The 19,782-nt window shown below is 40.1% G+C and carries 16 protein-coding genes; 8 read left to right on the top strand and 8 right to left on the bottom strand.

All coding sequences use genetic code 11. The features are described from left to right. Positions 1–176: 176 nt before the first annotated feature. The 4 genes from RSJ42_RS08610 to RSJ42_RS08595 all read right to left on the bottom strand — a co-directional run bounded on the left by RSJ42_RS08610 (position 177) and on the right by RSJ42_RS08595 (position 4,376). Positions 177–1,274, bottom strand: coding sequence for a tyrosine-type recombinase/integrase (locus RSJ42_RS08610; protein ID WP_410510156.1), 1,098 nt, complete (start codon positions 1,272–1,274; stop codon positions 177–179). 32 nt (positions 1,275–1,306) lie between these two features. Continuing rightward, positions 1,307–1,933 (bottom strand): tripartite tricarboxylate transporter permease, encoded by a 627-nt coding sequence (locus RSJ42_RS08605; RefSeq protein WP_410510155.1) that lies wholly within the window; start codon positions 1,931–1,933, stop codon positions 1,307–1,309. Positions 1,934–3,168: 1,235 nt separating this feature from the next. Continuing rightward, a complete protein-coding gene (locus RSJ42_RS08600) occupies positions 3,169–3,531 on the bottom strand; it encodes a hypothetical protein (protein WP_410510154.1) in 363 nt (120 codons plus the stop codon). 125 nt (positions 3,532–3,656) lie between these two features. Continuing rightward, positions 3,657–4,376, bottom strand: a complete 720-nt coding sequence (locus RSJ42_RS08595) for a pirin family protein (protein WP_410510153.1) — start codon at positions 4,374–4,376, stop codon at positions 3,657–3,659. Between the two features lie 270 nt (positions 4,377–4,646). Between RSJ42_RS08595 and RSJ42_RS08590 the strand changes: the two genes are divergently transcribed. Continuing rightward, complete coding sequence (locus RSJ42_RS08590) at positions 4,647–5,555, top strand: TIGR00269 family protein (protein ID WP_410510152.1); 909 nt, start codon at positions 4,647–4,649, stop codon at positions 5,553–5,555. Between the two features lie 117 nt (positions 5,556–5,672). On the opposite strand, the gene RSJ42_RS08585 is transcribed toward RSJ42_RS08590, so the two are convergent. Then, on the bottom strand, positions 5,673–6,575 hold the full coding sequence (locus RSJ42_RS08585) for a hypothetical protein (protein ID WP_410510151.1): 903 nt from the start codon (positions 6,573–6,575) through the stop codon (positions 5,673–5,675). Positions 6,576–6,773: 198 nt separating this feature from the next. Here RSJ42_RS08585 and RSJ42_RS08580 point away from each other — a divergent pair, with 198 nt between their 5' ends. Both RSJ42_RS08580 and RSJ42_RS08575 read left to right on the top strand, forming a co-directional pair. Beyond that, positions 6,774–7,361, top strand: coding sequence for a hypothetical protein (locus RSJ42_RS08580; protein WP_410510150.1), 588 nt, complete (start codon positions 6,774–6,776; stop codon positions 7,359–7,361). A 322-nt stretch (positions 7,362–7,683) separates the two neighbouring features. After that, the gene (locus RSJ42_RS08575) at positions 7,684–7,842 is read left to right on the top strand and encodes a hypothetical protein (RefSeq protein ID WP_410510149.1); all 159 of its coding nucleotides are present in this window, start codon (positions 7,684–7,686) and stop codon (positions 7,840–7,842) included. A 493-nt stretch (positions 7,843–8,335) separates the two neighbouring features. Here RSJ42_RS08575 and RSJ42_RS08570 read toward each other — a convergent pair whose 3' ends face one another. Together RSJ42_RS08570 and RSJ42_RS08565 are read right to left on the bottom strand one after the other, a co-directional pair. Beyond that, a complete protein-coding gene (locus tag RSJ42_RS08570) occupies positions 8,336–9,013 on the bottom strand; it encodes a molybdenum cofactor guanylyltransferase (RefSeq protein WP_410510148.1) in 678 nt (225 codons plus the stop codon). 121 nt (positions 9,014–9,134) lie between these two features. Continuing rightward, a complete protein-coding gene (locus RSJ42_RS08565; protein WP_410510147.1) occupies positions 9,135–9,971 on the bottom strand; it encodes a molybdopterin synthase in 837 nt (278 codons plus the stop codon). 346 nt (positions 9,972–10,317) lie between these two features. Between RSJ42_RS08565 and radC the strand changes: the two genes are divergently transcribed. The 4 genes from radC to RSJ42_RS08545 all read left to right on the top strand — a co-directional run bounded on the left by radC (position 10,318) and on the right by RSJ42_RS08545 (position 14,934). Beyond that, positions 10,318–11,007, top strand: coding sequence for a RadC family protein (gene radC, locus RSJ42_RS08560; protein WP_410510146.1), 690 nt, complete (start codon positions 10,318–10,320; stop codon positions 11,005–11,007). Positions 11,008–11,291: 284 nt separating this feature from the next. Then, positions 11,292–11,870 carry a flavodoxin family protein gene (locus tag RSJ42_RS08555; protein WP_410510145.1) on the top strand — a complete coding sequence of 193 codons (579 nt, stop codon included), beginning with the start codon at positions 11,292–11,294 and terminating at the stop codon, positions 11,868–11,870. A gap of 416 nt (positions 11,871–12,286) precedes the next feature. Continuing rightward, complete coding sequence (mmp11, locus tag RSJ42_RS08550) at positions 12,287–13,189, top strand: methanogenesis marker protein 11 (RefSeq protein ID WP_410510144.1); 903 nt, start codon at positions 12,287–12,289, stop codon at positions 13,187–13,189. Positions 13,190–13,338: 149 nt separating this feature from the next. Beyond that, a complete protein-coding gene (locus RSJ42_RS08545; RefSeq protein WP_410510143.1) occupies positions 13,339–14,934 on the top strand; it encodes a thiamine pyrophosphate-dependent enzyme in 1,596 nt (531 codons plus the stop codon). Positions 14,935–16,175: 1,241 nt separating this feature from the next. On the opposite strand, the gene RSJ42_RS08540 is transcribed toward RSJ42_RS08545, so the two are convergent. Next, complete coding sequence (locus RSJ42_RS08540; RefSeq protein WP_410510142.1) at positions 16,176–16,643, bottom strand: universal stress protein; 468 nt, start codon at positions 16,641–16,643, stop codon at positions 16,176–16,178. Between the two features lie 678 nt (positions 16,644–17,321). Here RSJ42_RS08540 and RSJ42_RS08535 point away from each other — a divergent pair. Beyond that, complete coding sequence (locus RSJ42_RS08535) at positions 17,322–19,643, top strand: DUF3160 domain-containing protein (protein WP_410510141.1); 2,322 nt, start codon at positions 17,322–17,324, stop codon at positions 19,641–19,643. The last annotated feature ends 139 nt before the right edge of the window (positions 19,644–19,782 follow it).

Below are 19,782 nucleotides of genomic sequence, written 5' to 3'. Positions count from 1 at the left end.
TTTCATCTCGATTTAAATGGCGGCATTAATCCGATAATGATTTCATTAAAGCTGACAAAAACAAATACGATTAAAACCTTACTATTAATTACTCAGGCATAATCTTTCCATTAAAATAACTTCCATGTTAGTAGTTCAACTTGCGTAAGCATGGCTAACATGGAAGGGGATTTGAATTAGAAAAAAGTATCTAAAGGAATTTCTTTTTTCTCTTTTCCTATTTCTTTCACTTTTTCTTCAAGTTCTTTCAATCTCTCTTGTATTGGATCTATAGCTCTTGTTTGATCAATAATTCTTGAACAATTCCTACAATATACAGTATCGAAAGTATTTTCTGTCTTGCAGAACGGACATACTTTTATTGATGATTTTTTCTCTATTTTTTTTTCTTTCTTTTTTCCGTAAATCTCAACTAACTTATCATCAATATCTGATTCTGCTAAATGGATATAAATAGCAGCCATTTGTGATGTCTTTGTCCATCCAGCAAAAGGTTTTAATTCTGTTTCAGTCATTCCTCTTTTATGAAGATCTGTTAACTTCGAGTGCCGGAAAAGATGAGGATGAATATTCTTTTCAATTCCTGCTCTTTTTGCTGAAATTTTTACGATATTTCTAAATCCATGCTTTGAAAATTGTGTCATTTGTGGAAGGACAGGAAACAGATAATCAGATTGTTTTCCAGTGTGTTGATTCATCCACGTTTGAAGATCTGGTACAGAATCAATAATTCTTATAGATCGTTCACCTGTTTTTCCATTTACTTTGATTTTTGCACCATATTGATCAATAAATACATCTGATTTTTTCAAATTTCTTAATTCGTCAAGTCTGGCTGCTGAATCATACATAACATGAAGCAATGCTCGATCTCTTGTACTTCGAGTTGCTTGAATTATTTTGTGGGCTTCTTCTTCAGAAATTAAATCATCAGAATTCAAACCATTGTATTCTTTTTTTGTAGTTATATCAGAGAAGAATTTGTTTTTAGGTTTCAGCCAATTGAAAAAAAACCTTAATTCAATTTTGTATACATTGATAGTGTTTACTTTTTTAACTTTTCGTAATGAAGCAAAGTATGATTCAATGTCCTCTTTTGTAATTTCTTTAGCTTTTTTAAAATTCAAAAATCTAAAAAATGGATGCAGGACAACCAATTTATTATGAACCGTTTCGGCTGAATAATCATTATTATTCAACCAATTTGAATACTTTTTTATAGTATCTATGTTATTTTCAATTATAGTATAATCTTTTTTGGTTTTCTGTTTCATATACTTTCCCCAAAAGTTTATTGATTTTTATATTAATAAACCTTATGAAAAAAGTACCTAAAGTTCGGTTTTTCTCTGGAAAAGGCAAATAGTCCCAGAACTCCTGTGATAAGAAACAGGAACAGAGCCATGAATTTATATTTGTATTTTGAAAGCAAATTCTGCACTCCTTCCCCTGTTGCATCTCCGCCTTTTTCGCTCGCAAGCATAACAAATGCAATTGCTATCAGAATCCATGCCATATTATCCTGAATGCAGGGATAAACAGCTTTGAAGAAAATCGAAAAAGGCAGTACAAAGAGCATGGACAGAACTACAGAGCCCGCACTTCCCATGGCAGAGAGACGCACTGCCTCCGCACCTGCGCCTTCAAGTAAAAGCCTGTGCCCGGGAAGGACCGCAAGCGCTGTATCTGCTTCAGGTGCGCCCAAAAAAACTGACGGTATTATGTCATGGAATGTCTGCGATACAGCGTTTGAGAGGATCATAACGGCAATGTATAATGGGGCAACCCCTCTCTCAGCCAGAACAGGCGAAAAAGCTACAAGTGCAAGGGCAAAATTATTTGAATGTATGCCGGGCAACAGCCCTGAGATTATGCCAAGCATGTAACCTGCAAGGACAGATAAAAAAAGCAGGAATAAGGAAACCTCTTCCATTATACAGTACCTCTCAATGCAATTAATTTAGCTACGAAAATTAATAAAATAATTTACATTTAGAATATTCATTGAGAGTATTAATACTTAGCTCTATTTTATGAAAAATATGAAGACCAATTCTTTCCAGTACGCAGAATTATAGTATTAAAGTGTCAATAGGCACTGAAAATGATTGAATTTCGAGGTTATGCAAGAAAAAAAGAAACAGAAAGAATGAACCTGGTTGTAGAAAAAAATTGTAAAAACAAATTATATAAATGATAAATACAAATATAACAAGAATAATAAATATAAAGAGATCAAAAAGGAAAAGTAAAGTAAAAGATAAAAAAGGAAAAGTAAAGTAAAGAGATCAAAAAGGAAAAGTAAAGTAAAGAGATCAAAAAGGAAAAAGTAAAGTAAATAAAAGTAAGATAAAAAGGTAAGATAAGAATATAAAGAAAAAGCGAACTAAAGTAAACTTTGTCAGGGACTAAATTTGGGACTAAAAGTTTTGAGCCTGATGATATAAATAAATTTCCGTTGAAATAATGCTTTTTCAACGTATAAAGAGCTTCATGGCAGCAAGAGATAAGCATAAAACTTGCCGGCACAAACAATTATAGTTGACTGGCCGGATAAGCCGCTTAAAAAATTTGAAGGCTCTTGATCACATCAAAGAAAAAGAAAAATCATTTCCATTTATGTTTTATATATAACAGTTATACTATAGGTTGTAGTCCTAAATGCTAATATTGAATGGGGTTCATAAGGCATTTAGCAAAAAACAGCAGGGCAAGTGAGGTTCGCCATTCCTCAATTCTGCTCTGAACAACCCGGAGCCCCGCCCTGATAAGACCAGATCGAGGTTTTTGCCATTCCTCGGTTCAAGTCTGAGGGAGAGGTTTCGCTAAAAGAGGTCGGACATGAGGCCGCCATTCCTCAACCGGTCTCTCAGATATCAGAAGCAATAGAGAAGTGTGGGGCAAATCCCTCTCTAAAACTGTTTTTACCCCCACTTCCACTCTATTCTCCATAGTATCCTGTTTTATCCTTATTGCTTCCAATAAAATGAAGATTTGTTCAAATAGATAAAAACATCAAAATATATCCTGTAATATAGAGCCGTTCTCTTATATCAAATAACGGTCTACTCCTGATATTATCTTTCCTATAATCCTGCCGGCATCGTTTCAGGATATTTACTTAATTTCCAGCTTATCTAATCGGTTTTGTGTCCTTTTCGAGCTTTTTCATCTCGCTCTCTGAACTTCTGCTTCTTCAGATTCTCCCCTGCCTGGTTGATCTTCTGTCTTATCACTTCCTCTCCCAGGCTGTTCTTTTTTTCTGTCGCTTCCTCTTTCGAGAGGTTTCCCTTTTAATTCATTTTTTTCTTCGGTTATTTCGGCTTCTTCAGGATCATTCTCCCCTGAGTTATCCTGTTCCTTTAGTTTTCTCTCCCGGATTACTGCTGCCTCTTCGGATTTGCCTCTTCCAGGCTGGTCTTCTATCATATTGCTACCTCTTCCGGGCTGCTTTTCTTTTTTGTCACTTCCCCTTCCAAGCTGGTTACGCCTCTTCTCAACCCCTCTTACAGGCCTTTTTACTTTGCCCATAGTTTTTAAGTTTTTAGCGGATTTTTTCTCTTAGTTAAACAGTTCCTCGGATTTGTTTACATCATTGTTTAGGAGAATTCTTTTAATCTCAGAAACTGCCCTTTGAGCAATTTTAATTCTCATTCTTAGCTTCCATTTCCTTCAGGAACATCAATGAAGACAAATTCTGCAGGCGTATTCGAGGAGAAAGACTCCATATGGACTGCCTGCTCCTTGCCAATGCGAGCCTGGTCCCCCTGCTCTATTCTCTGGCCGTTAACAGAGAGCTCACCGGCAGAGACGTAAATGAAAGCCAGACGGTTATTCTGCATATTGAAATGGATGGTATGCCCTTTTTCGAGGCTGCTCCGGTAAATAGTTGCATCGGCATTCATTTTCAAAGTATTCTCAAACCCCTTGCCGGAAACAAGCGGAAGCAGCCGGTTTCTCCATTCGAAGTCCTCAAACTTTTTTTGCGAATATGAAGGCTCAAGGCCGCTTCTGGAAGGCAAAATCCAGATCTGGTAAAAATGCAGAGGTCCTTTTCCTCTGTTTAACTCGGAATGCAGTATGCCTGTGCCTGCCGTAACATGCTGTACTTCCCCTTTTCCGAGAGTTCCCCTGTTCCCCATATCGTCCTCATGCGTTATCTCCCCTTCAAGCACAATCGATATAATTTCCATTTCGGAGTGAGGGTGAGTTGAAAAGCCTCTGCCTGGCTGCACGGTATCATCATTAAAGGCGCGCAGGCTTCCGAACTGGATGTTATCGGGATCATAATAGTTTGAGAAAGAAAAAAGCATATAACTCTTCAACCAGCCTGCGTCCTCAAGGTGCCTGGTCTCTGCCGGAATAATTCTGATCATAAAAGGTTCCCCTCTTCCCCTTTAATTATTTGAATAATTGAATAATAAGTAAGGTTTGATTGCTGAAAAGGATATACCTTTGGAAACATTGTTCAGTAACATAATTATATATGTCTCCTGATATTGATAATTGTAATCCGGATTTAACGGTTAACACGTAAAAAACAATATATACGAGTGCTTCCTTTCCTAAAGGAGCCTGCTGAAACTAAAATATCCGTTTTTTCAGATAATTAATGCAAGGTAAAAAAGGACTTCAAAGGATTTCAAATGACAATTAAATGTAAAAAATGTAACCATGAGGCTGTTATTTTTCAAAAATACTCCGGGATGCACCTTTGCAAAAGGCATTTTGTAGAGGACGTTGAAAGGAAAATTAAGCTGACAATCCGGAGAGATTACAGCATCAAGAAAAACGATGTAATAGCCGTTGCTCTGAGCGGGGGAAAGGACAGCTCGGTTGCTCTTTATGTGATGCATAAAATCCTTGGGAACAGGCCTGATATTGAGATAGTGGCAATTTCAGTCGACGAAGGAATTCACGGATACCGCCCTCACTCGCTAGAGCTTGCAAAAAAGCTCACGGAATCTCTTGGAGTCCGGCATATAATAAGGTCCTTTAAAGACGTACACGGTACAACAATGGACGAGCTGGCTGTAATGGACCGGGAAAAAGGCACATGCAGCTACTGCGGAGTTCTCAGGAAAAGCATCCTTAACAGGGCAGCGCTTGAAATCGGTGCAACAAAACTTGTTACAGGCCACAACCTGGATGATGAAGCCCAGACCATTCTCCTTAACCATTTCAGAGGGGATATGGAACGCATGGTAAGGCTGGCCCCTCCTGCAGCAGTGGAAGGCCTTGTATTGCGGGCAAAGCCCCTGCGTAACATCCCTGAAAAAGAGGTCGCACTTTATGCTCTTATAAATTCCCTGCCAGTAGACTTCAGTGAATGCCCCTATGCAGGCGAAGCCCTCAGGGGAGAAATAAGGGAACTGTTAAACGGTTTTGAAACAAAACATCCCGGCACAAAATATTCCCTGCTAAGGGGCTTTGACAAGCTTGTCGGAGCACTGGCAAAGGAGCTGCCTCCTGCAAAAATAGAAAAATGCAGGATCTGCGGTGATACCTGCACCGAGGATATCTGCCAGGCCTGTAAATTACTTGGCAGGAAATAAAAAACAGGACTGAAAACCAGGCAAAAAAGGAAATTAAGTAAAAAGAAAAAAGTTTATTCAACAATGCTAATATCAGGACTTTGCAGACTATATGGAATCTCCTGGCTATTCAAGTTTTTAAAAACCCTCCGGGTCTGAAAGCAGGTCATAAGGGTCATAGAGCTTCCTATCTTTCCCCACCAGATATAATCTTGTCCAAAGTATGGCAGTAAGCGGCGAAAGTACAAGAATTGGCACGAAAGAAGTAATGCCTGAAATCAGGACGCTTTGAGTGCCCAGAACCTCGCTGATAAGGCTATTGAAGAAAGCAAGCCCAATAGTAATTATCCAGATAAAGAAAACATCAAATTTGTTTTCCCTGAAAAATCCATATCCGGTTTTTAAACTCTCAAGAGGATCGAGTTCGTCAATTACGAGGGCATAGGGAGCAATGGAAAATACGATATTTATGGCAAGCAAATAAACCGTCCAGAGCAGAATTCCCATGCCCAGTATTCCCATGCCTTCCACAGGTATTTTCGGGTTTTCAATCAAACTGCCCAGGTCTCCGATAATAAGGGCTCCAGGCACTACAAATACGATTCCTGCGAGAGATATAAGGGCAAGCATCAGGTTTGTAAGAAACATCCTGAAAGCATTTCTCGAACCCGACCTGAAGATATCGGAGAAAACGGTGTCTCCGGTCTCAGAAGCTTTTTTTGCCATCCCTATTGCCCCTGATGTAAAAAAAGCCTGCAATAACATGCCAAACAGGAAGAAAGCAAGAATCAAAATTATTGAGCTTCCAATATTATTTGTGAATCCCTCCCATAACAGGGAATAAAGCTCCTCATTGGATAGGGCAGCAGGATCGATCAGGTTAGTCGAACCTGCCAGGTACAGGACGCCAATTATAGCAAAGAAAAAGATAGAAAGAATTAAATTAGCAAAAAAATTCAGGACAAATGGAATACAAATATTTAGATTTCTAACCCAGGTCTTAAACCCTCTATTCAATATTGTTCCAAAATCTTCATACATGTGACACGACCTTCCAATTCAAAAGGCAGCGGCTCTGCATCCCTTTGCAGCCACGTCCTGACTGGCTGCAAAATTGTTTTCGTTTGCAGGCTCACATATCCTATTTTTGGGATACATATGTAGAGGATAAATATATAATCTCTTATTTCAGTAAGATAAAAGCAGTAACGATTAATGATATAAGCAACAGGCGATCACATGAAAAAGCTGGAAAACTACACCCCCTTTACAGCCCTTAATAGCTCTGCCGCGCCCGAAAATTCCGCAAGTTCCAGAAAATATACGGTCCCGGAAAAACCCGAAATGGAAAAAATGGACCATATGCCGAAAGAAGTGCTTGTGCTCGGGCACTGCCTTCTCAATCCCATTGCGAGAGTAAAAGGAGCAAAGCCAGCTTCCCCTGTTGACCCAAAAGGTGCAAACGTTATCCAGCTCCCCTGCCCCGAATCGATGTTCCTAGGAATGAGGCGCAGGGAAATTACAAAAGACCAGCTCGACCATCCCTCCTACAGGCGCTTCTGCAGGAAAATCTTCGCCCCGCTTGCAGATATGCTTGAAGACCTTGCAGCAAACGGCATAAACATCAGGATAATCGGCGTCCCTAAGAGCCCCTCCTGCGGAGTCAGAATAACAAGCATAGGTGGTGAGCCCGGAAAATCAAAGGAGTTCCACCATAGCCACGCCCAGGAACCCGGAGTATTTATGGAAGAGATTATAAAAGAGCTTAAAAAGCGCGGGGTTAAGTTTGAGATCGAGGACGCGGAAGTAAAAGGAAAAACTTTCTGAAAGCTATAATTAATAGATGTCGTGATGATCGTGGTTTACCGATGTAATTTTCTGTAGGTTTTGTAAGCGATCTAAATCAATCTTTCATTAATCAATTCAATATTTATTTTTGATGGATTTACATTTAAAAGGATATATATTCCTGATACTGTATACTGTAGCTCGACTTTCTTATTTTTGGCTCTTCGTCATACAGTGGTGAAGAATTATTAAACTATTAACCGATGACCAGTGAAGTGTAATTATATATTTGTTTAAAATAAATTAATATTGAAAAATCACGCATATAGAGAGAACACGCATACAGACAGAAGGAAAAAGAATGAGAAAAGGCCCTATACAATGTGTACGCGTCCCACTTTATGAATCATTTGATGAGGATATGGAGAGGATAAAGGAAGAAAGGGAAAAGCTAATTCAAAAGATGTCAGACAAATGTATGACCGCCAGTGACTTCACACGCAATACAAAAAATCGTTAAGGATATTGATTCGTTATAATTCAGGATAAGTCTGATGATATTGAAAAAAGCTTTCTATCCTGAATATCTCCTGTATCTCAAAGGTTTGATTAATTCAGGGGCGAAAAGAAAAGTTTGATTAATTCAGGGGCGAAAAGAAAAATTCCGCATGTTTCTTTCTGCTTACTGTTTTTTTGCTGATATTATCTCTTATTATTCTTTTTTTTGTTGCGGGAAAGGCCGCTCTCCTGCGTCGAGCGTGACAAGAATGGTTAAGGACAGCGAATAAGGTCATATCGGACAGAGTTTGATATTTTGATCTATAGACTTTTTTTAAAATAAAAGATTTTTTTAACTTTATTCAGCCAAATAGCAGGAAAAAATCGATTCTTATAATCCCGGGCTCTCACCGGTCGACGAAGGAGACCGGTTTTCTCCAAAAATATATGAAGAAAATAAAGAACAAAGAATTAAAGTTTGTTTTCCAGATTAAAATAGTAAAAAACTGCAAATATTAATATGGTCTGGTTTTTTCCGCCGAATCCCCAATCATACTCTCAAGATCTTCAACCGTATTAATATTCGCAAAAGTCCTTAACTCAGGATCAATTTCCCTAATTTCCGAAACCTCAATAAAAACAACATCCCTCATCTGAAAAACCGGTGCAAGCACAGAACGTTTACCTCTCTGAAATGCCTTTTCGATTTCAGGCAGCATCTTTGTAGAATAAACCGAGTGCAAAGGCTCAAACATTTTATCATTCCATCTCGGGAGAGCAGCATCATGTCTTCTTGCTTTTTCAAACAGAAAATCTACAACTTCCGCTTTTACAAAAGGCATATCTCCGGCACAGACAAAAGAGTATTCCGACCTGGATTCAAGCAGCCCCGCCCTGATGCCTTCAAGCGGCCCGGCATCCTCCAGGGTATCAAAACAAAAGCGGATTTCCCGGTCCGGAAATTTTTCACGCACGGGAAAGAGTTTTTCTTTCTGAGAAGTATCACGGACCGAAAGGATAACCTCGTCAACAACCCGGAACAGGTTTTCAAGCAGGCGCTCGAGGATTGTTTTTCCTTCAAATTCGAGAAGGGCTTTTTCAACCATGCCCATCCTTCGGCCTTTCCCGCCTGCCAGGATGATTGCGCTTCGGAAATCTCTTTTCCGCCCTTTAAACTCCGTTTTTTTATTCATTAAACCGCATCCGGAACATTGAATTTTTTTTCGTTTGGGTCTAGTTTGGGTCTGCCCTGTTTTCTCTTAGATCCAGTCTTTTTATCAGATCTATTCTCTTCTTCCTTTTTTCTTTTTCTCTTCAGGCATGCTCCTTATCGTGGACCCAAAACTCCTCTATTTCAGTAAATTCTTTTTTCCAGATCGGGGCTTCGGCTTTTACCCTTTCGATAGCTTCGCTTAGAGCAGGGAAGAGTTCGGTCCTGTGGGCAGATGCGATAACGATGTAAACGATGTCTTCTCCGGCTTCGATTACGCCTGTTTTATGGTGGATGAGGACTTCAAGAATTCCTTCTTTTTGCTTTATTTCTTCCCGGATCCTGTCGAGGACTTTTGAGGCTTCTGGTTCGTATTTTTCAAACTCGAGCCTGGAAGTTTTCATGTCCCCGGCAAGCTCGCGGACAATGCCGGAAAAGGTCCCGATTGCTCCTGCCTTCCTTATTTTTGGATTTTTACGGATTTTTTTTATAAGAGCCTCCAGGGTATATCGGTCTGGCTGGGCAAGGGCTATTCCTACCAGGGAAGCTGTAAGTTCTTCATGAGGATCAACTTCTTCCGGAATCCGGATAACAACGTTTGATACTCCCTCAACGTCTCCGAGTGCGATTTTTGGGAGGTTGCTTTTCTTAAACCCTTCCACAACAGCAAAATCAATTCCCCGGTCGCAAAGCATATCAAGGGCATCCTCAAGGTCAGAGTCTCTGGCAAAGCTGACAAGCTCGGTGCCTGTAATCCCTATAACCATATCCGCTCCTGCATCAAAATGCCTGCCTGTGTCCGTTTCTTCGGGATTGAGGCGCAGTTCTCCCATATGCTTTACAGTGCCCACGGTCCCGAATCCGGAAAGCTGCCTGACAAGGGCTGAAACAAGGGCTGTTTTGCCCGATTTTTTGTACCCAACAACGGAAATCACTTTCATTAAAGAGCCTTATGGATTTCCCGATATAAGTAAGGGCTGGCACCTTTCTATGGTCTTTTTAAATACATCCATTTATGGATCAAAAGGACATTATCTACATTCAAACAAAACTAATTCTAGCCAATGTTAAAAAGAATTAGTTAAACTGGAAGATTCCCAGGAAGATTCAAATATTGAAACTTTTAATAATAATAGATGGAGTAAGCCAGAAAAGAATTGCAATTGAGGTTATAGCTCAAATGCCCACTTAACTAATACGCTCTATGCATACAGGTATGATGGTCGTAAAATTGTAATAGTCATAAAGTATCTGATCAGCTTCGGTCAGATAAAGAGGGGGAAAAATATGGAAGTAAACAAAATCAGAATTCAGGACCTTCCTGAAGATGAACGTCCAAGAGAGCGGCTCATTAAGAACGGACCGGAATCCCTTTCAAATGCTGAACTCCTGGGGATAGTCCTGAGGACAGGCTCAAGAGAAGAGAACGTTATCAGCCTATGCAGCCGGATACTCATGGAGTACAATATCAAGCAGCTCAGCCTTGCAAATGTTTCAAGGCTTATGCAGGTGCATGGTGTAGGAAAAGCAAAAGCTGCCCAGATAGCCGCAGTTTTTGAACTCGCAAGGCGGCTGGAAATTTTTGTAGAAGAGCCAAAAAGAAAAATCTGTTCTCCGAAAGATGTCTATGCCCTCATGTACCCCAGAATGCGCGAACAAAAAAAAGAAAAATTTATAACGCTCTATCTTGATACAAAAAACCAGATCCTTAAAGAAGAAGTAGTATCCGTAGGCAGCCTGAATGCCAGCATTGTACACCCGCGTGAGGTTTTTAAGTCTGCGCTTATGGAATCTTCAGCTTCCGTAATCATGGTTCACAACCATCCCTCAGGAGACCCGAGCCCAAGCAGGGAAGATATAATGGTCACTGAAAAACTGGTTGAAGGAGGGAAGCTCCTTGGAATCGATATCCTTGACCACATAATTATAGGAGATGGAAGGTACGTGAGCCTTAAAGACGAAGGGTTTGTAAAATAACAAACTTTATTAAAGAACCAGTAAAAGAACCTTCAAAACATCCAAAACAAAGTCTAAATAAGAATTCATAAATGTACCACTCGTTCATGTACCACTCGTTTTCCCAATAAGACTTTGATTTACCCATCCCTTACTTTACTTATCGTACCTGGTGCAATTATCATATCGGATGCATAGAACAAAAAAATTCTAATACATTTATCTGCAGTATAAGGCTTCCATAGTCGATTGAAGGTATCGAGAAATAGATAAATTAAATATGGTTAAAGCGTGAGTTGAAATTTATGAAAGTTTTAGGCATTAACGGAAGCCCAAGAAAAAATGATAATACCTCAATTCTGATTAAAACCGTATTCGACGAGCTCATGAAAGAAGGAATTGAAATCGAACTAATTCAGCTTTCGGAAAACAAAATAGAAGGGTGTAGAGCCTGCAGGGCTTGCCATAAAAACAGGAATAAGCAGTGTGTAATTACGGATGATTTTTTCAACGAATGCCTTGAAAAAATGATAGCTTCTGATGGGATCATTCTTGGTTCTCCCGTGTATTCCGCTGGTGTGACATCTCAGATGAAAGCCCTGATTGACAGGGCAAGTATGGTGCTGGCAGGAAATAAAGGATTGTTGAAATACAAAGTCGGAGCATCAGTCGTTGCTGCTCGACGCGGCGGTGCTATCAGTGCTTTTGATACCCTGAACAACTTCATGTACAGTAAAGAAATGATTCTTGCAGGCTCGAGTTACTGGAACATGGTTTACGGAAATGCAATAGGAGAAGTCGAACAGGACCATGAAGGCATTGAAAATATGAAAAATCTAGGGCAAAATATGGCATGGATATTAAAAAGAATCTATAATAATTAAGCTATGATTTAATCGGTTAAGATTTAATAAGTAAAATTTAATCAGTCAAACTAATCAGTAAAACTTAACCAGTCAAGATTTAAACAGTAAGATTTAATCAGTAAGCCTAACCAGTTAAGATTTGATCAATTAAGGCTATTAGCAGGGTAATTGAGATTAATACAGTTAGATACTTGTACTGTTACATGCTTATACTCGACCCCGGTTTACTCGATAAATCCTTATCTGACTCAACTTTAAACCCTCTAAATCTACGATACTTATATATATTTACAGGAAATGGGCTTCGACAAACAATTTCTCCTCCCACTTTCTAACCCCTTAAAAAGGAGGTCTTCGGCATTACAAAACATATAAACGCCTGTGCGCTTGATAACAGACAGACTGAAGAAGTAAATCTTAATGATCCCTATACAGTGCCTTACAGGGGCATCTATGCGGTCTGTGACGCGAAAAACGAATACGCGGAAATTATCGAACACTCAAATTGCTACAGTGGGGCAGCCTGGTCCCTTTACCATTATGCTAAGGCTCCCCTTATCCTTAAAGCCCGCTCAACGGGAAATATGATCCGCTATTTTATGAAAACCGGAACCTCGAAGCTAGAACTTAAACCCTCGGTTGCAGCCGCAGGCATAGAATCCGTGGTCGTGCAGGGGGACGAAGTGGAAATAACTTATGCAGGACTGGGAGGGGGAGGCGTTGGCGCAACTCGCTGCAGAGCATTTGCTGACGGGGTTCTGCGTTACAGGATTTCCGAGTCAGGAGGAGAGCGCTGTGCAAAGGGCACTATTGTAGTCCCCCGCAGGGACCGAGTCCTGATCGGGATAGATGATACAGACTCAAAGGATATAGGAGCCACGTGGACTCTTACTCATAATATTGCAACTCAGCTTGATTGCCAGGAAGCCGTTTACCTTTCCCATGCCCTTGTCCAGTTATTCCCTGTCCCTGAAAAGACCCAGAACTGCATGTCAACAGTCCTTGAATTCGGTTGTGTAGACGAAAAAGCAAAGTCAAAGCTTGTCAGCTCTTTTGAAAAAGCTCTTAAAAAATACAGTGCATCGAAAGAAACGGGACTTGTAGTATTATCTGATTTTTACGCAAAAGGCCTTTACTCTTATAGCAACCGCTGCCGTACAGAAAGAGTTCCGAAGGAAGACACCCTGCGCTGTGCCGAAGAAAACAATGTGGAAGTCCTGCTCGGCGGCAACGGGGTAATAGGTGCCCTTGCCTCCCTGCCCTGGTTTGGAAGGCCAGAAGAATCTATAATCCCGGGAACCGAAATAAAGCCGATAAGTCTGGAAAAAACCAGCTAAACAAAACCAGCTAAACAAAACCAGCTAAACAAACAGATGAATAAAGCCAGCTGAAAAATCAGCTGAATAAAGCAAGCTTAACGATATAATAAGTATTACCTGAACCGTATAATTAATAATTGAGTCTTAAATTCCCGGGCGGTACCAGCTTGAAAGAAGAAAAAGAAGCAGTGTCTGAAACCGTATGCAATGGATTTGAAGCACTTTATTTTGCAGCTCTTGATAGTGATGTCAAGCTCGTAACAGGGGTTCCGGGGTATCCTGTTACCTCCCTGATGGAACTTTTTTTAAAAAAATATAATTTAACTAAAACAGATGATTCAACCTGTAGAGCCAGCTGGCTTACAAATGAGAAAGTTGCTCTGGAAGTAGCTCTTGGAGCCTCCGTATCAGGCAGAAGGTCTCTTGTGCTTGTTAAACATGTCGGCATGAACATCCTTTCCGACCCGCTCATAACCTCGGTTACGCATACGATCGGAGCAGGGCTGGTAATCATTGCAGGGGATGACCCTGGAGTAAAAGGCTCTCAAAACGAGCAGGACTCCCGCTGGTATGGTAAAATAGTCGAGGTTCCGGTATTTGACCCGAGCTGTCCTGAGGCTGCGTACGGAATTATCAGAAGGGCCTATGAGCTTTCTGAAGAAACCCGTATTCCGGTCATAATAAGAGTAACTGCAGGTCTGGAGAAAAGCAAAGGAAAAATAAAGCGCCTTCCAGCAGCTTCAGCCCTTCATCCTGTATTTGACCGCTCTATCTGGAAGCTAAGGATGGTGGAAAAGCACCAGCATTTTCACTCAAATGTTTACCCTGTGCTTGAAAACGAATCTGAGAATACCGATCTGAACGAAGTAAGAGAAAGAGGAAATGATGAGCCGATTAAAGGGGGCGGAAAGTTAGGCATAATTTCTTCAGGCTTCGCGTCCTCGGTTGTCGAAGATTTCTTGAAAAAGTCTGGCAAGGATAAGAGGATTTCTCGCCTTATTCTAAACCTTGTAAACCCTCTGCCAGTGAAAAAAATAAAAGCTTTTCTGAAAGATAAACAGAAGGTACTGGTAGTCGAAGAGTCCGAACCTGTAATAGAAGAGCAGATCCTTATTGCTGGCAATATTTGCGGAAAAAAAACAGGACACCTTCCATACGGACAGATAACATCCGAGGATATCGAATTTGCCCTTGAGAATATCGAAAAAGAAAATGTCTTAAGACCTGTAGATTCCAGTTTAATAGAATCCGGAAAAAAAGGCAGGGCTGCTATCTGTGAGGATTGCCCCTATCTCCCTCTATATCATTTTCTTCGCAATATTGATGTTCAGGTTGCCGGAGACATGGGCTGTTCTGTCCGGAGTGCACCCGAGCCTCTTGCTGCAGTCGATGTCAGTTTTGCCCTGGGTTCTGCAATTTCGGTCGCATGCGGCTTCGAGAAAAAAGGCATAGCTGTAATCGGCGACTTTGCACTTGCACATTCAGGTATCCTTGGTCTTTTGAATGCTGTAAATGAAGGTTACGAAGTGCTTGTGCTCGTACTGCAGAACGAAGTAGCAGCTATGACAGGAGGGCAGAAAGTCCCTGACCTCAGGAAAATGGTAGAAGCGGTAGTTTCCGACGTATCATTTTTCGACATGGATAATGAAACGAATAAACATTCTGCTGGCTCGGAACTCTCACTCCCTTACCTTATCACAGAAAAACTCGCCCTTCCGGGCATTTCAGTTATTTTTATAAAAGGCATATGCAGAAAATACTAATCTGAAGAAAGCTGAAATATTTTCCCTTTTTATTTTTTTATTTATATCGTTTTGTTTTTCGTTATCTCTCTTTTTTCTTCATGTGGAATGTCGCTTTCTTCTATTAAGCGCCGCAGGAATCCAGTAAAAAAACAGTCAAACACTAATAAGCCTTAAAGGTCAAAAAAAGTCCTTTTCCATAGAAAGTGTTCTTTAAAGCCAGGTGGTATAGAATCCCGCCAGCTTACCTGGCGGCTCTGCACAACTAGAAGGTCGAAGATTGAGACTGGAGACTAAACTTGGGAAAGAACCTCAAGATTTCGATGAGAATTTAATTTACATAAAAATAATAATGTAGTTGTATAATTATTAACTTATCTTAAGACTAAAAATAGTCGATTCCTGTATTTAAGAATCGTTAGCTTTTTTTCATAATAAAATCAAAAATAATTGCACCAATTTGAGAGAATATTTATTTTGAGCTCATCCCAAAACCGATTTTATTCTAAAAATCATAAAGCTTCAGAATTATTCCTATGATCTGAAACTTGATTGATTATCGGATTACAGTGTTTGGGGAAGCGATTTTGAGTTTTGGGATCAGCTATTTCTAATTTTTTAGGATTAGGGTTTATTTATGAGCTCATTCCAAAACTTTATTTAACCTCATTATTGCTGCTAACATTACAACTCCCAGATATGATGTTTCTTTGACTTCATATCCTGGAAAAACTTCCTTTTACGACTCTATCAAGATAAAGAGCCTTTTTATTGCACTTTTCTTTTTGTGATCTTCCTAATCTACCTTTATTGGTCTTTCTATCTTCTTTTTCTGTCTGTTTCTTATATCTACTGGTGTATTGTACTTTATTCATCTTTTCCTGTTATATTTTCTAATTTTAGCTGTATCATACATTGCATCAGCTGGCACTCTGGAAGGCTTGTTTACAGGCTTTTGCAGGGATATCCTTTGTATCAGTAAAAAAATGAGAAAGATCTATTTTTCAAGTCATAACCTTTGTTTAAAAGTTCGTTAAAGATTTCCTGATAAATTTCATGTTCTTAAAAATACAGATGGAATCTATGAACAATTGATTTAGAACTACACTGGTGGGGAACATCTTGCCAGGTGAAACCAGTTGTAACAACATACAAAATTCCATTGATTAGTTCCTATAAGTCAGCACTAGAGTAAGAATATGGAATACTCTATTTATATCTTGATCTTGGATAATTTTAACGTCAACAGATAACAATGAAATTTATTGTTCTTCTTCTGCAGTTTCTCCCCTTACAACAAGTACTGATTTTTTAGAGTGCCTGACCACATTTTCGGCTACGCTTCCGAGCAGGAATTTCTTAATTCCTGTTCTTCCCTGTGTGCCCATAACAATAAGATCAATGTCTTTTCTTTCAGCAAAACTGATAATCTCATCCGCAGGGTTACCTCTAAGAACTATGGATTCGACTCTGACATTTGCAGTTCTTCCGACATTTTCGACATAAGCTGTTGCTTCCCTACCCTCTGTCATGATCCGCTGCTGAAATGCCATTTTCCATTGCTCGTCTGTAGGAAGTGTCATCGAAAAAAATCCCATTGAGATAACATATACAGCATACAGCTTTGCCTCGTTCTGTCTTGCAATATCAACTGCAGTATCAATTGCTCTTTTTACTAATTCAGAACCATCTGTTGCAACCATTATCTTCTTAAAAATACCGCTATTCATATCCAGCTCCTCTTTTTATTTCCGTCCCCTATTAATTATAGGACCCATTTATATATACATATATTATAAGGAAACGAAAAATGAAGTACGCCACTTTTTTCATATTCTCTATCTAAGTGACAAAGGTTCTCCGGTCATAGAATTATCCTAAAAAATCCTAAAAAGTCATGGTGATATTAATAAATGGCTTTTTGGGATTAGCTTTATATTAACGCAATCAGACGCCATAGCTCACTAGAGATAACTTCGAATCATTTCGAAGTTTAGCAAAAGAATAAATGGTTTATGGAAAAATAAATAACCAAAGAGAAACAATTGGTAATGGGGAATTAGGGTAAATTTCAGTACTTTGAATGAATAATTTGAATAAATATAAATATCAGAAATGGGTAGCACAGGGGACAAAAAATTGGACAGAAAATTTCAGGTTTTATTGATTGTAGGGTTTTTCTTGCTCATTGCAGGTGCACTACTTAGTATTACAAGAGATCCGCTTCTATTAAGTTCAGGAGCTGTAACTGTGCTATTCATGATTTTGCTTTTCAAGATTGACCCTTTTAGCCCTCATGAATAATAGAAAAGAAAGAATAGAAAAGAAAGCATCTCTTTTTTTATATGTGAAAACTTAATTCTTTTTACGTTTAACTATTTTTTACTGGTTTTGCCGAGGTATGGGTAATGGACCGAAGAAACAGATTAGCATTAGTTTACGTTACACTTTTACTCTTTGTTTGTTTTGCGGGTTGCTCTGGTCAGAATACAGATCAGGGCGCTGATAGCAATGCTGTAGATATGCTTAAAACAGATGCCGTAACTTACTCAGGAATTCTGGGACAGGGTGCTACCCTGCCTGTAAATTATAACCTGGAAGCCCTGGATATAGAGTTAAAAGTGCCCCCCTATGAGTTGCCCCTGAAAAAGGAAGAAATCTCCAATTACAAAACCTTTTCAGGTAAAATTCCTCTGAACGAGTCTGATATTGAAGTTCTGCAGAGTAACGGTTTTGTGGTTATTGAAAATCCTTACAACTATGGGGAAGAAGATATAACCTCAATGTATCCTGTACTTAAGGAAAATGAAATTCCTGTTTTTATTACTACGGATTCCCTTCTGCACCTTTATCATATCCAGTTCGACGAGACTCTACGCCAGATAGAGGAAAATCAGTTTTATGATACCATATGGGAAACCGACCTTGCCCTGCTGAATGCTTCGGTAGATGAGTACAACAGCGCTTCAGGCGAAGAAAAAGAAGCCGCAAGAAGGAATGCAGCTTACTTTGCAGTTGCACTGAGCCTTCTCCAGCCAGAATCCTCACAGGTACAGGCAGATAATTCCTATGATTTTGTTGATGAAGCTCTTTTCCCTGCAGGCTCGGCAGAAAAATATCGGTTTGAAATCCCTTCATTTGTACGGGATGAAGTTGAAGCCGAACTCACTTTGATAGAAGCGCATGAAGGTTTTGCCACATCTCCTATTTTTCTGTACGATGAAGACTATTCTCAGTACGTACCGAGAGGCCATTACACCCGCTCGGAAAAATTGCAAAATTATTTTAAAGCTTTCATGTGGCACGGCAGAATAAGCATGCTCCTGAAAGGTGAACTGATAAAATCCGAGGACCCTGCAAAAGACGCCCGCATCCAGACCATACAGGCAAGCCTGATCGCTTCCCAGCTCGAAAAAGACCCTGATCTTCTCAAAAATTGGGACAGGATCTATGGGGTAACGGCTTTTTATGTGGGCTTTTCTGACGATCTCGGGCCTTACGAATATATGGAAGCAATTAACTCCGTTTTTGGCAGTGAAGAAAGAAAATTTAATGAAACTACAATAGAAGAAATGAAGACCGTACTTGCCGAATACGAAGGTCCGAAGATTTACGGAGGAACAGGAAACTGTGCCCTGGAGCCGCCCTTTACTCCCGAGCAGGCTGATGAATGCCTGGCAAATACAACTGGATTCCGTTTCATGGGCCAGCGCTTCATTCCTGACTCTTATATTTTCTCAAATATGGTTGGAGCCTATACAGGTGAATACCAGGGAGAAAAAGAAGAGCCCTTCACTTTAGTTATCTCAGAAGCAGGACCTATCCGCGGCTTCTCGCGCGGGCTTGACGTAATGGCTCTCCTGGGCTCGGAAAGGGCTGTTTACTGGCTTGACGAACTGAACGATTCGAGCTACAAAAATTATAGTGTTCAGTATGGATCCATGGAAACGGAGTTTTCTAACTTCAGTACGGCTGACTGGAACAGAAACCTTTACTGGTCATGGCTCTATTCCCTTCAGCCCCTTCTGAAAGATTACGGAGAAGGATACCCGACCTTCATGCAGACCGATGCCTGGCAGGATAAAGAATTGAGCACCTCACTGGCGTCCTGGACTGAACTCAGGCATGACACTATCCTTTATGCCAAACAGAGTTATACAGTACTTGCGACGTCCGCAATGGAGCCGCCTGAAGAAAGGCCTGTTGTGGGATATGTTGAGCCTGTTCCGGACTTTTACTCCAGATTGCTTGCCTTAACAAAGATGACAAATCAGGGTCTGGATGAAATGGGCGTTCTCGACCCTGTTTCAAAGTCAAGGTTAACAGAGCTTGAAAACATCCTTTCAAGGCTTCAGGCAATTTCGGAAAAGGAACTGGAAAATGAAGAGTTGACAGAAGAAGACTACGAGTTCATCAAAAACTTTGGGGATCAGCTTGAAGGCGTCATAGCAGATGTTGACGAGAAAGCCAGAAAAACGACGGTTGTGGCTGATGTTCATACGGACACAAACACGGAAACCGTTCTCGAAGAGGGAGTCGGATATGTGGACATGCTCGTAGTTGCATACAAACTTCCTGACGGCAGAATCCTTATAGGAGCCGGACCTGTCATGAGCCATTATGAATTCAAGCAGTCCATGTCTGACCGTCTGGCAGACGAGAAATGGAGAGAAATACTGGAGGCAAATCCGCCTGAGAGGCCGGAGTGGACCTCCACTTATATTTCTTAATTTTTCCCGGCTATCTTCTAATTTACCCATTTTTTATTTTATTAACATTTATTCGTCATGTTTTATAAGTGAATCCTACTTAGCCGACTTTAGGATAGTTTGAAATAGTTGACTAGATAACAATAAAAAGTTAATTTTT

Origin of the sequence: Methanosarcina hadiensis (assembly GCF_046529725.1) — an archaeon.
Classification (GTDB): Archaea; Halobacteriota; Methanosarcinia; order Methanosarcinales; family Methanosarcinaceae; genus Methanosarcina; species Methanosarcina hadiensis.
Note: the sequence above shows the minus strand (reverse complement) of the source record. Positions and strands in the feature narration are given on the sequence as shown.